Below are 12,602 nucleotides of genomic sequence, written 5' to 3' on the forward strand. Positions count from 1 at the left end.
ATTAGCAAAATAATTGCAATCGATTGCAAATGTGGATACTTTACGTTCGAGAATAAAGTTGGGTAACTGGAATGATTCCTGGTGGACCTCAAAATAAAAAAGGAATGGTTCTTAAAACCCATTAGGTAAACCATCAACTTGGGATAGAGACAATGAAATACAATAAGCTAGCTGTTGCGCTGGCCGTAGCAACTGCCATGGGTAGCGCTACCGCTCAAGAGCAACAAGCAGACACGCAAAAAGAACAGAAAGAATTTGAGCAAATCGTAGTAACGGGTACGCCGGGCGGTACAGCGGTACGTAAAGTTGATGCCAGTTACGCCATTACCAACCTGTCTGCAGAAACTATGACTAAACTGGCGCCTAAGAGCACCGCGGAATTGTTCGTTGCTGTGCCTGGTGTTTGGTCTGAGAGTTCTGGTGGTGTTTCAGGCGCTAACGTGTTTGTACGTGGTATGCCTGGTGGTGGTGATGCGCCGTTCTTAACCGTTCAGTTGGAAGGTGCACCTGTGTACCAGCCACCAACAGTTTCTTTCCTGGAAAACTCTTCTTTATTCCGTATGGACGAAACCGTTAGCTTTATGGAAGCTCTGCGTGGTGGTCCAAACCCGGTCATTTCAAATGGTCAGCCTGGTTTAACGACCAACTTTATGTTGAAAGAAGGCACAGCAGGCACAGAAGGTACGATAAAATACACCACATCTGATTATGACTTACAGCGTTTAGATGCTGTTGTTAGTGGTGAGCTCGGTGATGACTACTACTTTATGATCGGCGGTTATGTTAAGAGCTCTCCGGGTATTCGTGATGCAGGCTTTACCAGCGAAAAAGGTCACCAGTTCACTATCAATCTGACTAAAGAACTGGATAACGGCAAAATCAATTTATACACCCGTGTTACCGACGATCACGGTGTTTGGTATTTACCCACACCTCTGGTTGATGGCGTAGATGCAGGTTACACCCAGATTGGAGTTAAAAACCGTCAGACTCGAATTCAGTACGGACCTAATGGGGATGCACTGGACGTTGATTTAGGTGATGGTCGTGGCTGGGACGGTTCAATCTCTGGTGGTAAAATTAATCTGGACTTAGGTTCTGGCTGGACCTTTACCGACCGTTTTAACTTTACTAAAGGTGATGCTAATACTTTTGGTTTAGTGCCAGACGGTAGTCCGGTCGCGTTAAGTTCGGTTGCTGATAACGGAGAATCTGCAGTAGGTATTTCTACCGGTAAAACCTACGGTGGTTCAACGCTGGTTCAGCAGATGGGCACCTGGGTTGTACTAAAAGAAATTGAGTCTTTCACTAACGATCTGGCCCTAAGCAAACAATTTGATAGCCTGAAAACCACCTTTGGTATGTACGCATCCAGCTTCTCTGCTAACGACTGGTGGGCTATTGGTAACCAGAAATATCAGGTTGTTGAACAAGGCGGTGAGCAATTAACCGGCATCGATTGTAACGACAATGCTGACAGTTGTGGTTGGAGCTATGATATCAACTCTGCTGGTGATGGTCGCACTCGCGCGTTTTATGGTGCATTTGAATATGATGTCAATGAGCAGCTTAAGCTCGATCTGGGTATTCGTCGCGAAAATCACGTGATTCAGTACACAGTTGATGAAGGGCTGGATGGTCAAATTGATAAGACTGTTGATTATGATAATAACTCAACCTCGTGGACAGTTGGTGGTAACTATTCACTAACTGATAATTCAGGTGTTTTTGCACGCTTAAACAGTGGTAGCAAAATGCCTTACTTTGATGATTTCCGTGATAACTACGGCAATTATCAAAATGGCAACGACCTGGTATTTGACGTTAAACAAAGTGAGTTCGGTTATAAGTTAGCTGGTGATAGTTACAGTTTATATGCCACTTTGTTTTATAACGAAGTGGAAAGCTCAAATACTACAGTACCTGGCGCCCCGGCAGATTTATCGGTAACCGAAGCAAAAGGTGTGGAAATTGATGCTAACTACATGTTTGATTTTGGTTTAAACATCAATATGAACGCGACTGTTCAAAACACTGAAATTACAGAAAGTACAGATACCAATACCATAGGTAAAGAGTCGCAGCGTCAGCCGGGCTGGCAGATGCGTATTACCCCAACCTATGAAATTGACTTAGACAATGGTGGTTATCTGACACTATACGGAACCATTGCTGCGGTTGATGACCGCTGGTCTGATAATGGCAATACCGTAGTATTAGACGGTTATACCAAGATCGATTTAGGTGCTAACTGGGAAATGACTGATAACTTTAACGTGCGAGTCTCGGTGGATAACCTGACGGATAAAGATGGATTAACTGAGGGAGATCCCCGTAATCCAGCAGCACCAAATGGTCGTTATATCCTGCCTCGCTCAGTTCGCCTGAGTGTTGGATACAACTTCTAAAGATGTTGTCCCCGAAAAGGTCACTGGAGGTTTTTCAGTGGCCTTTTCACCTTGCTAATAGAACAACTAACCATTAAATCAGTTTATTTTACCCCTCAATTTTGGTATTTAACGGAATAAAATATTAATAGCGAATAGTATAAAAAGGATTTGGGAGCTGACTTTGCCTCAAGATGACGTTAAATCAATTGCTGATATCGCCAAAATAGTTGGAGTATCGGAATCAACAGTTTCCAGAGCGCTAAGCAATAACAAGCTTGTTAGTGAAAAAACCCGCCTTAAAATTCAGGAAGTTGCGCAAGCGCATGATTTTAAAATCAATGCCAAAGCACGTGCGTTGCGTTTACAAAAAACCAATACCATTGCCGTGGTTGTATTATTTAAAGAGCATACCGGGCGTGGAATTTCCGATCCCTGGTTACTCGATATTCTGGGAGCCATCGCAGATGAGTTAACCTTGCATGGTTACGATATGCTGTTAACCAATACCCGTACCGCTTCCAATGACTGGCGTAATTATTATTTTGATTCAAAACGTGCCGATGGTTTGATTGTAATCGGGCAGGGTGTGCATGACTCTCGTATAGATGCATTGGCGAAAAGCTCTAAACCTTTTGTAGTGTGGGGAGCAGGGTTGCCGGGGAAAGATTATTGTACCGTGGGTAGTGATAACAAAATGGGCGCCTATTTAGCCGTTACTCACTTAATTAATCATGGTTGCCGCAAAATTGCCTTTTTAGGGGATATCAGTCACAGCGAAATGGAAATGCGCTGGCAAGGTTATTGCCTTGCGTTGGAACAATCCGGCATTAAAGTGAATCACGATTTATATCACATGACCGATTTCACCAGTGAAGCAGGTTACAACAGTATGGAACAGCTCATAGAGTCGAAGGTCGAATTTGATGCGGTATTTGCCGTAAGTGATGTAATTGCCTTGGGGGCGATGAAAAAGCTATCCGCCGCCGGGATAAATATGCCGGATGAAGTCGCAGTGGTTGGATTTGACGATGTGGCTATGTCGCTTTTCTGTCACCCGTCTTTAACAACAGTGCGCCAGCAAACTCAGGAAGGTGGTCGTCTGCTGGTCAATAAATTACTCAATAAAATAGCGGGTAAAGAAGTGAACTCACAGGTGATGGATGTGCAGCTTGTGGTGCGTGAATCCAGCCGCAAAGCTCATCTGTAACATAAGTGCGCAATCGTCCTGGCGTCAGGCTAACGCCAGAACTTGTTGCAGATTAAAGCTTTTGATATCCGCATAAACGACATCTGCCTGATATAATACCTCTGGCTGACCAATACCCACCGAATGCATTTTTGCGCTCACGATACTTTGTAATCCGGCAATCGAATCTTCAATACCAACACATTGATCAGCTGGCAGGAAAAATGCCTCGGCTACGGTTAAAAAGATCTCCGGGTGAGGTTTACCCTGCGCAACTTTGGCGGCATCCGCTACATAATCAAATTGATCTGCAATACCCAAACGCTCCAACACCATTTGCGCATTTTTGCTGGCAGAGGCTAAGCCAATATTAATGTTTTGTTGTTTTAACTGAGCAAATAATTCCGTGACCCCCTCAAACAAGTCTTTTGGGCTCATGTCATTAATGAGTTGCTGATAGTGCAGGTTTTTCTTATCTGCCAATGTCAGTTTTTGTTGCTCAGTTAAGTTTACATTCCCTTTTTTAAGGATGTAATCCAGTGAACCCATACGATCAACGCCTTTTAACTGTTCGTTGTCGTCGCGGTCAAAAGGAACAGCCAGTTCGTTAGCCAGAGCTGACCAGGCCAGATAGTGATATTCAGCGGTGTCTGTTAAGACACCGTCCAGGTCAAAGATAAATGCGTTAATAGCCATGTTTTAACTCGCGATTGATACAAGGTGTTGCGAGCTAAGCTCACAAACTTTTCCAGCATGATTAATGCTAATTGGTGCACCTTTAATCAATTGATATTCGGTCGCCCTGGCATTAACTGATACTTTAATGTGGCGTCCCTGATACTGCAGATTAAAGCTGTAACCTTGCCATCCCGCTGGTAATAAGGGGGAACTATAAAGCTCATTTGCACGATAACGTACCCCGCCAAAACCATGCACTATGCCTTTCCAGGAGCCTGCCATACAGGCGGTATGCACACCATGTTCTGTATTGCCGTGCAGGTTATCTAAATCCATGCGTACCGTGTTGTGATAAAAATCATAGGCACGTTTAAGATCGCCTGTTTCAGCATATTCAATACTATGAATACAACTGGATAAGGTTGAATCATGGGTAGTTAATGGCTCGTAATAAGCTAAATTACGCGCTTTAAGATCCTTATCAAATTTATCATCTAGCATATACATCGCCAGCACCACATCGGCTTGTTTAAGCACCTGATAGCGATAAATTACCAGCGGATGATAGTGCAGCAACAAAGGGTAGTGTTCCTGTGGGGTATTTTCAAAATCCCACTTCTGCTTGGCCAGAAAGGTGTCATCCTGTGGATTAATACCCAGCTTGTCATCGTAACCAAGATACATGTTACTTGCGGCTTGCTCCCAACTGGCTAATTCGGCTTCTGTTAACTCAATACGTTCACTCAGGCTGGCAAAAGCCTCTGCGGCATTCTGTTTAAATTCAGTGGCGATACGCAATGCAAACTCAAGGTGTGCCTGCGCCATGGCATTGGTGTAAAAGTTGTTATTGACCAAGGCGGTATATTCGTCTGGTCCTGTGACCATATCAATACAAAACTGCCCCTTGTGTGAGTCACTAAAGTGCCCCAGTTGTAACCACAATCTTGCGGTTTCAAACAACATTTCAGCACCTTGCTGCTGCATAAACTGCCAGTCACCAGTGGCGTTATAATAACTCTTAATTGCATGAGCTACCGCAGAGTTGATGTGGTACTGAGCCGTTCCTGCCGGATAGTAGGCCGAGCACTCATCACCACCAATGGTGCGCCACGGATACAATGCCCCTTTTGCGTGTGACATTTGTCTGGCGCGATTGCGTGCTCCGTCTAACGTATTAAAGCGGAAGGCTAAAAATTCGCGGGCGATTTCCGGGTTGGTTGCCAGCAAAAAGGGCATAACATACACTTCTGAGTCCCAGAAATAGTGTCCATCGTAACCGTGTCCGGTTAAGCCTTTAGCAGCGATATTGCTGGTACCGTTATGTCCGGATGACATGTAAAGATGCAATAAGTTAAAACGAATCCCTTGTTGTAAAGCCGGATCACCTTCAATTTCCACATCACTTTTATGCCAGAATTTTTCCAGCTCTTTGCAATGCAATGCCTTTAACTTATCCCAGCCAAGCTGTGCTGCCTGAGACAGTAATGATTTATTGTATTGCTGCAAGTTGTCGCAAAGACCATCGGTGTTATGTTGATACGATGCATATTTTATCAATTCAACCGGTTGGGCTTGCACCAATTCGATTTCATATTCGAAACCAACCTGCTTTTCCGTTTGAACTGGATTAAGCAAATACATGCCTGTTGGCAGTTGATGGTCAATAATGGAGCTAACCTGAAAATGGCTGTGATTTACCTGATGCAGCATGCTTGCACGGTTTTCTTCAATGCTGGCGTTTATCAGCTTCAGACTTTCTGCCATGTTGAGCTGACCAACACGCGGATCATCCGGATTGGGGCTAAAGCCATAGCTGGCATCCAGTAATGAGCGAACTTTAACCTTTCCATTAAAATTTAGCGCTTCAATCTTTATGCGGGTACAGAGTAAATTGCTCTCAGTTTGTGAAACAAAACGCTCGGTTGTGATGCGCAGCTTTTTACCGGTCGACGACTGCCACTCCATCGAGCGCGATAAAATCGCACTACGCAGACTTAATTCACGTGTGCAGGATAGCGCATTTTGAATATCGACAGTTTCATTATCAACGATGATTTGTATGCTTTTACCGTTTGGTACCTGAAGCAGTTTTTGGTTATGTGTTGCATAGCCATACGCCACTTCACCGTAGGTGATTTTTTCGTTGCTATACACACCATTGAGGTAAGTACCTTCGCAGCTGTTGGGACGATTACCCGGGTTTTCTTCCATGGTGCCCCGGGTTCCCAGATAGCCATTGGCGACTGCAAAAAGCGTTTCTTCATGCATCGCGGTACGAGGGTTCCAACCCTCAATACGTACATCCCAGGGGAGCATGTCGAATGATGTTTTTTCTGCCGAATGTTTCACTTTGAACCTTTAAATCAAAATCTAACTTATGGTGATAAGAGTATAGCTTGTTGCAATCGATTGCAATATTGTTATTGTCCGGTACACTAGCTGCTTAAATTGATTACAATTTATTTGCAAATCGTTTACTTCAATCTATTTCAAACAGGAAAATCCGTATGACGGACAATAAAAATAGAATACTGTTTTCACTGTTGCTGACTTACTTTGTTTTTGCCATTTTGCTTAACAGTGTAGGGATAGTGATACTTCAGGTTATTAACAGTTATGGTGTTACTAAAGAATCCGCCGCGATACTTGAAGGTTTTAAAGACTTACCCATTGCTGCTGTCTCTTTTCTGTTTGCTGCCTATTTACCACGTTTGGGCTATCGCAATGCCATGATGTTAGGTTGCGCTTTGGTTGCCGCTACCAGCGCCATGATGCCGCTTATTCCCGCATTTTGGATGAGCAAATTGATGTTTTTATTTGTGGGCATCGCCTTTGGTTTAATTAAAGTGTCATTGTATTCCAGCGTCGGCCTGATTAGTGATACACCGCAAAAACATGCGTCTTTGCTCAACATTATTGAAGGCACTTTTATGGTCGGTGTATTGTCTGGCTACTGGATCTTTGGAGCCTTTATCGATGGTGACGATCCTGCCTCTTTATCCTGGTTGAATGTATATTGGGTCTTGTTGGCATTAATTGCTGCTAATTTCGTTATTTTGTGGCGCACACCTTTCTCTAATCCGGTTAATGAACAGGTTAGTAGTCGCATTGAAGAATTTATGGATATGCTTAAATTAGCGTATCGCCCACTGGTGCTGGTATTTATTATCTCTGCCTTTTTGTATGTGTTAATCGAGCAGGGGATCGGTACCTGGCTGCCCACCTTTAATAATGAAGTATTGAATTTACCCGCGGATATGAGCGTTCAGGCCACCAGTATTTTTGCTGCCTGTTTGGCCATTGGTCGATTAAGCGCAGGTTTTTTAATGCGCAAAGTGAACTGGTATCTGATGTTGAATATTTGTTTAGTGGCAATGGGCATTTTAGTGGTTATATCGATGCCGCTGGCGAACCAGATGCACCCTGGCGGAGACAGTGGTTGGGCACATGCGCCGTTAGCTGCATTTGTATTCCCTCTGATTGGTTTGTTTATGGCACCGATTTATCCGGCGATTAACTCTATTATGTTAACGTCATTACCCAAAGTGCAACACTCGGCAATGACCGGGCTTATTGTGATTTTTTCAGCGTTAGGTGGCACAACAGGTTCAATTATAACCGGTGTGGTTTTCGGTAAGTTTGATGGCCAAACCGCGTTCTACTTCTCATTGATCCCGATTGGATTGATTCTGGTTTCTTTATATTTTTTCCGTAAAGGAACCTTAAAAATTCAACAAAGCTGCGTTTAATTACGCATGGATGGAGCCAGTGTCGCACTGGCTCTGAATAAAGACACAACGACCAGTGCCAGCAACGGAATATTTAATAACAGTAAGGTATGCCAGCCAGCGACCTGAATAACCCAACCCGCCGATAGTGAAACAATCGCCTGAGCACTGAAAATACAAAAATCGTTAAAACCCTGTACTTTAAGTTTCTCCGACGCTTCATAAGATTGCGGTAGCAAGGTGGTGGCGGCGACAAACATAAAATTCCAGCCTGCACCGAGCAATACCAATGCCCACCAGAAATGCAGGAAATCCTGTTGCCATGCACCAATGATAAGACATATCACCATCAGTATTATGCCGCTAATTAACAGTTTCACTGCACCTAATTTGCGAATCAAAATACCGCTAAAGAGTGAAGGCAGGTACATAGCAACGATGTGGCTTTGAATAACCCATTTCGTTTGTTCAAGGCTGTGATGAAAGTGTACATGCATACTGATTGGTGTTGCGGTCATGATAAAGCTCATGACAGCATAGGCACACACGCCACCAGTCAGTGCCAGAAGGAACAAAGGCTGTCTGGCAATTTCAGTTAGCGTACGCCCCTTGCTCACCTCTTCGTTTTGCTCTGTTTGATGTTCACGGTATATCAGTAAAATGATCAGGGCAGCTGTCAGGCATATCGCCAATAGCACATAGGAACCTGCAAACTCTGCGTCAAGCAAATAGCGCCCGGATAGCCCCAATTCGGGCCCAAGAAAAGCGGCAACCAAGCCAGCAATGAGTAGGGTTGAAACAGCCTTCCCCGCCTGTTCTGGTGCAACTGACTCCATTGCGGCAAATCGAAACTGCAATGTTGCTGCTAACGGAAAACCAAATAACAAACAGCTCAAACACAGTAACCAGAATTGCCCAGTGCCGATGCTCTGCATGGCAATAAAACAGTTAGCGATGCCGAATGCCATCGCCACAATAAAACCTTTTTTGCGGCCAAAGCGACGTACAAAGCGAACAAAAGGCAAAGTGAACATAGCTATGCCAATTACCATAGCGGTAATGGGGAGTGTGGCGAGTTCAGGTGTTGGTGCTATTGAAATACCAACAAAACCACCAGTAAAAACGATCAAGGGGCCTGTGCACGCGATAAAGCACTGTGCCAGCATCAATACCCATACTGTTGGAGACAAACCGGAAAAAATTTGGCGCATCAGGGCATTAACATCAGTGTTGCAGTACCCAGGAAAGCGAATATACCGACTACATCGGTAATGGTGGTCAGAATCACACTACCCGCTAAGGCTGGGTCAATATTCATGCGCTGCATTAAAATTGGTAAGGTTGCACCTGCTAAACCGGCAGCAACCATATTGATCATCATGGCAAAGGCGATAATCGCACCTAACATCACATCCTGTTTCCATAAGGCTACAACGGATGCAATTAATACCGCCCAGATAATGCCGTTAAGCGCACCTATTGCCAGTTCTTTGATTACTAATGGTTTTGAGTTGCCCGGACTCACGTGTCCCAAGGCCATACCACGAATAACCAGCGTCAGGGTTTGGTTACCTGCCACACCACCCATACTTGGTACGATTGTGTTAAGAATAGCTAAAACAGCAAGCTGGCTTAATGTGGCTTCAAATAAATCGCTAACCGCTGCGGCTAAAAGGGCGGTAAATAAGTTTACCCCCAACCAGATTGAACGGCGGCGGGTTGATTTCATGATTGGCGCGTAGGTATCGGCTTCATCATCTAAACCCGCCATACTCATCATCGAGTGTTCAGCGTCTTCACGAATAATATCAACCACGTCATCGATGGTAATCCGGCCTAACAGGTGATTTTCTGCATCAACGACCGGGGCTGACAACCAGTTATAACGTTCGAATAATTTGGCCACGTCACGTTCGGGCATTTCTACTGGAATGCCTTCTGCGTTTTTAGTCATCAGCTCTTTAACTGTCATGTCAGTACGAGCAGTCAGTAACTTGGTTACCGGCACATATCCGACTAATTTGTCGTGACGGTTCACCACATAAAACGTATCGGTATCTTCGGGCACGTCGCCTTTTAAGCGCAGGTAACGCAGGATAACATCAATCGTAACATCGGGACGCAAGGTGATGGTGTCGGTGTTCATGACGAACCCCGCTGTTTCTTCACCGTAGGCTAAGGCTTTTTCAGCCCGTTGCCTATCCTGGAAATCCATCGAGGACAACACTTCCTGCACTGTGTCATCTGGTAGTGTGCGTAGCAGTTCTACCAGATTATCGGTATCCATATCCTCCACGGCATCGGCAACTTTTTCCGGTACCATATTGCGGATAATGCCGTTACGTACATCTTCGGACAGTTCTTCTAAAACATCACCGTGAAACTCGGGATCAATAAGTTGCCATAGCTCAGTACGAACCTTGGATGGCGTGGACTCCAGTACTAAAGCAACATCACAGGCAGGCATGTTATGTAATGTCTTGCGCACCTGTACGTACATGCCATTACTCAGCGCATCAGTGATGTGCTGGAGCTGGCTGGTACTGTATTGCTGTTCGGTGGTGTCTGACATACGGGCGGGCCATCGCAACTTATTGATTTTATGCTACTAGTTTAGTGGATGCGCGCAAAGATATCAGCACAAATTTTAATAACTGGTGCTGCAACAAAGTGTTAGTTCAGGAGAGAATACAGATTATTCGTCTTCGTTAAATTTTTTAGCGATTAAATCTTCTACAGCTTGTAATGCTGCTTCAGCGTCAACACCTTCGCTGATCACATTAATTTGTTTACCCTGATGACTTTCCAGCATCATTAAACCTAAAACACTATTAGCGGACGCAGTTTTATCCTGTTGTTTTATAGTGATTTCGGCATCGAATTGATTCGCCAGTTTGGCTAATTGGGTTGCCGCTCTGGCATGTAATCCAAGTTTATTCTGGATAGTGAGCGTTTTTTCTATTCGGTTCATTGATTAGCGTTTTTCCGGTAAAGCATGGTTGAGATCACGGTGACGAATTTGCACATCGGGATGGCTACTACGGATATTGGCACACAAGGTCTCAGCGACATACACTGAACGATGTTGTCCACCAGTACAGCCAATGGCGATGGTGACATAACTGCGATTATTGCGCTCGAGGTGAGGTAACCAGGTAGTGATGAGGTTCTGAATTTGCCAGATAAATTTGGTTACTATGGGTTGGGCGCCGAGGAAATTCTGGACTTCGGGATCGAGCCCTGTTTGATGCTTTAAATCCGGTTCCCAGTGCGGGTTAGGTAAAAAACGCGCATCAAATACATAGTCGGCTTCTTTGGAAATGCCGTATTTAAAACCAAAAGATTCAAATACAATCACCAGACGTGAGCTTTTTTTGCCCAAAATACGCTCACGCACCAGTTCAGCTAGCTGATGTACCGACAGTTCAGTGGTATCCAGATAAAGATCAGCACGTTCTATAATGGGAGCCAATAAAGTGGTTTCGGCGACAATGGCTTCACTAAGCGAAATATTCTGGCGTGATAACGGGTGTAAGCGTCTTGTTTCGCTGAAGCGTTTGATTAACACGTCGTCACTGGCATCCAGATAAACGACTGTCATATCCCAGCTGTCTGGTAAATAATTGAGTATTTCTGCCAGTTCTTCCGGATCTTTTGGCAGGTTACGCACATCAATACTCACCGCAACCTGATCATATTCGTCTACTACTGTGTGGGTCAGAGTCGGTAATAAATTAACAGGCAGGTTATCAACACAGTAATAACCTAAATCTTCCAGTACCCTGAGTGCAATCGATTTGCCTGAGCCGGATCGTCCACTGATCACCATTAATTTCATATTATCGCCTCATACAAATCGTGATTTGTCTCCGCCTGCCGTAATTTTTTTAACACATCCTTATCATTGAGCTTACCCGCAATGGTGGCCAGAGTTTGTAAATGCCCCTGCGCTTGCTCGGCGGGCACCAGCAATGCGAAAAAAATATCTACCGGTTTGTTATCAATTGCGTCGAAGGAGATAGGAGACTGGCAGGTGATCAAAACTCCCACGACTTTATCTAAATCATTTAATCGACCATGGGGGAGGGCAATACCATTGCCTATGCCTGTACTACCAACTTTTTCACGGTTTAACAGGCTTTCCAGAATATCGTCGCTGGAAAACTGGGGTAAAGCGCGATGCGCTATATTGGCAATGGTTTCGAGAATTCGTTTTTTGCTTGAATCTTCGGCTGCACACTGAGTGCAGCCGGGACTAAGTATGTCTTTAATTTCCATTAAAATTCAACTGCTTGATAAGTTAGTGGCGATTCATTTTTTCCTTATGCTTAATCACCTGTCTGTCCAGTTTATCGATTAGAGTATCGATTGCCGCATACATATCTGGTTTTTCAGCCGTGGCAAATACTTCTGCTCCTTGCAAATGTAAGGTTGCTTCGGCCTTTTGGCATTGTTTCTCTACATTGAGGATCACATGCACATTATTGATATGGTCAAAGTGTCTTTCCAGTTTGGTAAATTTTGTATCTACGTAATTGCGTAAAGAGTCGGTAATTTCGACATGATGGCCAGTAAGGTTGATTTGCATAGTGCTACTTCCTTAATTTTGGCGCAACGCTG

11 protein-coding genes are annotated in these 12,602 nt (G+C 44.4%); 3 read left to right on the plus strand and 8 right to left on the minus strand.

The window, feature by feature from the left end:
* Nucleotides 1-152 precede the first annotated feature (152 nt).
* Both H8B19_RS05055 and H8B19_RS05060 read left to right on the plus strand, forming a co-directional pair.
* Nucleotides 153-2,408 (plus strand): TonB-dependent receptor, encoded by a 2,256-nt coding sequence (locus H8B19_RS05055; RefSeq protein ID WP_186505710.1) that lies wholly within the window; start codon nt 153-155, stop codon nt 2,406-2,408.
* Between the two features lie 163 nt (nt 2,409-2,571).
* On the plus strand, nt 2,572-3,597 hold the full coding sequence (locus H8B19_RS05060) for a LacI family DNA-binding transcriptional regulator (protein ID WP_186505711.1): 1,026 nt from the start codon (nt 2,572-2,574) through the stop codon (nt 3,595-3,597).
* A gap of 24 nt (nt 3,598-3,621) precedes the next feature.
* On the opposite strand, the gene pgmB is transcribed toward H8B19_RS05060, so the two are convergent.
* Together pgmB and H8B19_RS05070 are read right to left on the minus strand one after the other, a co-directional pair.
* Nucleotides 3,622-4,272 carry a beta-phosphoglucomutase gene (gene pgmB, locus H8B19_RS05065; protein WP_186505712.1) on the minus strand — a complete coding sequence of 217 codons (651 nt, stop codon included), beginning with the start codon at nt 4,270-4,272 and terminating at the stop codon, nt 3,622-3,624.
* A 3-nt stretch (nt 4,273-4,275) separates the two neighbouring features.
* Complete coding sequence (locus tag H8B19_RS05070) at nt 4,276-6,603, minus strand: glycoside hydrolase family 65 protein (RefSeq protein WP_186505713.1); 2,328 nt, start codon at nt 6,601-6,603, stop codon at nt 4,276-4,278.
* A gap of 158 nt (nt 6,604-6,761) precedes the next feature.
* On the opposite strand from H8B19_RS05070, the gene H8B19_RS05075 reads away from it, so the two are divergent.
* Nucleotides 6,762-8,003: an MFS transporter gene (locus H8B19_RS05075; protein ID WP_186505714.1), complete on the plus strand. Its 1,242-nt coding sequence runs from the start codon at nt 6,762-6,764 to the stop codon at nt 8,001-8,003.
* Here H8B19_RS05075 and H8B19_RS05080 read toward each other — a convergent pair.
* From H8B19_RS05080 to hpf, 6 genes are all read right to left on the minus strand, one after another.
* Complete coding sequence (locus H8B19_RS05080; RefSeq protein WP_186505715.1) at nt 8,000-9,193, minus strand: MFS transporter; 1,194 nt, start codon at nt 9,191-9,193, stop codon at nt 8,000-8,002. The two genes, H8B19_RS05075 and H8B19_RS05080, sit on opposite strands and share 4 nt — an antisense overlap.
* Nucleotides 9,193-10,554, minus strand: a complete 1,362-nt coding sequence (mgtE, locus tag H8B19_RS05085) for a magnesium transporter (RefSeq protein WP_186505716.1) — start codon at nt 10,552-10,554, stop codon at nt 9,193-9,195. Before mgtE ends, H8B19_RS05080 begins: the two co-directional genes overlap by 1 nt.
* A gap of 123 nt (nt 10,555-10,677) precedes the next feature.
* Complete coding sequence (locus H8B19_RS05090) at nt 10,678-10,953, minus strand: HPr family phosphocarrier protein (RefSeq protein ID WP_186505717.1); 276 nt, start codon at nt 10,951-10,953, stop codon at nt 10,678-10,680.
* 3 nt (nt 10,954-10,956) lie between these two features.
* A complete protein-coding gene (gene rapZ / locus H8B19_RS05095) occupies nt 10,957-11,820 on the minus strand; it encodes an RNase adapter RapZ (RefSeq protein WP_186505718.1) in 864 nt (287 codons plus the stop codon).
* Entirely contained in the window at nt 11,817-12,260 is a 444-nt protein-coding gene (gene ptsN / locus H8B19_RS05100) for a PTS IIA-like nitrogen regulatory protein PtsN (protein WP_186505719.1), read from the minus strand. Before ptsN ends, rapZ begins: the two co-directional genes overlap by 4 nt.
* Nucleotides 12,261-12,282: 22 nt before the next feature.
* A complete protein-coding gene (hpf, locus tag H8B19_RS05105) occupies nt 12,283-12,570 on the minus strand; it encodes a ribosome hibernation promoting factor (RefSeq protein WP_186505720.1) in 288 nt (95 codons plus the stop codon).
* Nucleotides 12,571-12,602: the final 32 nt, after the last annotated feature.

It is taken from the genome of Neptunicella marina (assembly GCF_014270035.1).
Classification (GTDB): Bacteria; Pseudomonadota; Gammaproteobacteria; order Enterobacterales; family Alteromonadaceae; genus Neptunicella; species Neptunicella marina.

Coding starts and splice junctions, on each gene's coding strand:
- rapZ (WP_186505718.1), bottom strand. CDS start 11,820: ATGAAATTAATGGTGATCAGTGGACGATCCGGCTCAGGCAAATCGATT.
- ptsN (WP_186505719.1), bottom strand. CDS start 12,260: ATGGAAATTAAAGACATACTTAGTCCCGGCTGCACTCAGTGTGCAGCC.
- H8B19_RS05090 (WP_186505717.1), bottom strand. CDS start 10,953: ATGAACCGAATAGAAAAAACGCTCACTATCCAGAATAAACTTGGATTA.
- H8B19_RS05080 (WP_186505715.1), bottom strand. CDS start 9,193: ATGCGCCAAATTTTTTCCGGTTTGTCTCCAACAGTATGGGTATTGATG.
- mgtE (WP_186505716.1), bottom strand. CDS start 10,554: ATGTCAGACACCACCGAACAGCAATACAGTACCAGCCAGCTCCAGCAC.
- H8B19_RS05055 (WP_186505710.1), top strand. CDS start 153: ATGAAATACAATAAGCTAGCTGTTGCGCTGGCCGTAGCAACTGCCATG.
- pgmB (WP_186505712.1), bottom strand. CDS start 4,272: ATGGCTATTAACGCATTTATCTTTGACCTGGACGGTGTCTTAACAGAC.
- H8B19_RS05075 (WP_186505714.1), top strand. CDS start 6,762: ATGACGGACAATAAAAATAGAATACTGTTTTCACTGTTGCTGACTTAC.
- hpf (WP_186505720.1), bottom strand. CDS start 12,570: ATGCAAATCAACCTTACTGGCCATCATGTCGAAATTACCGACTCTTTA.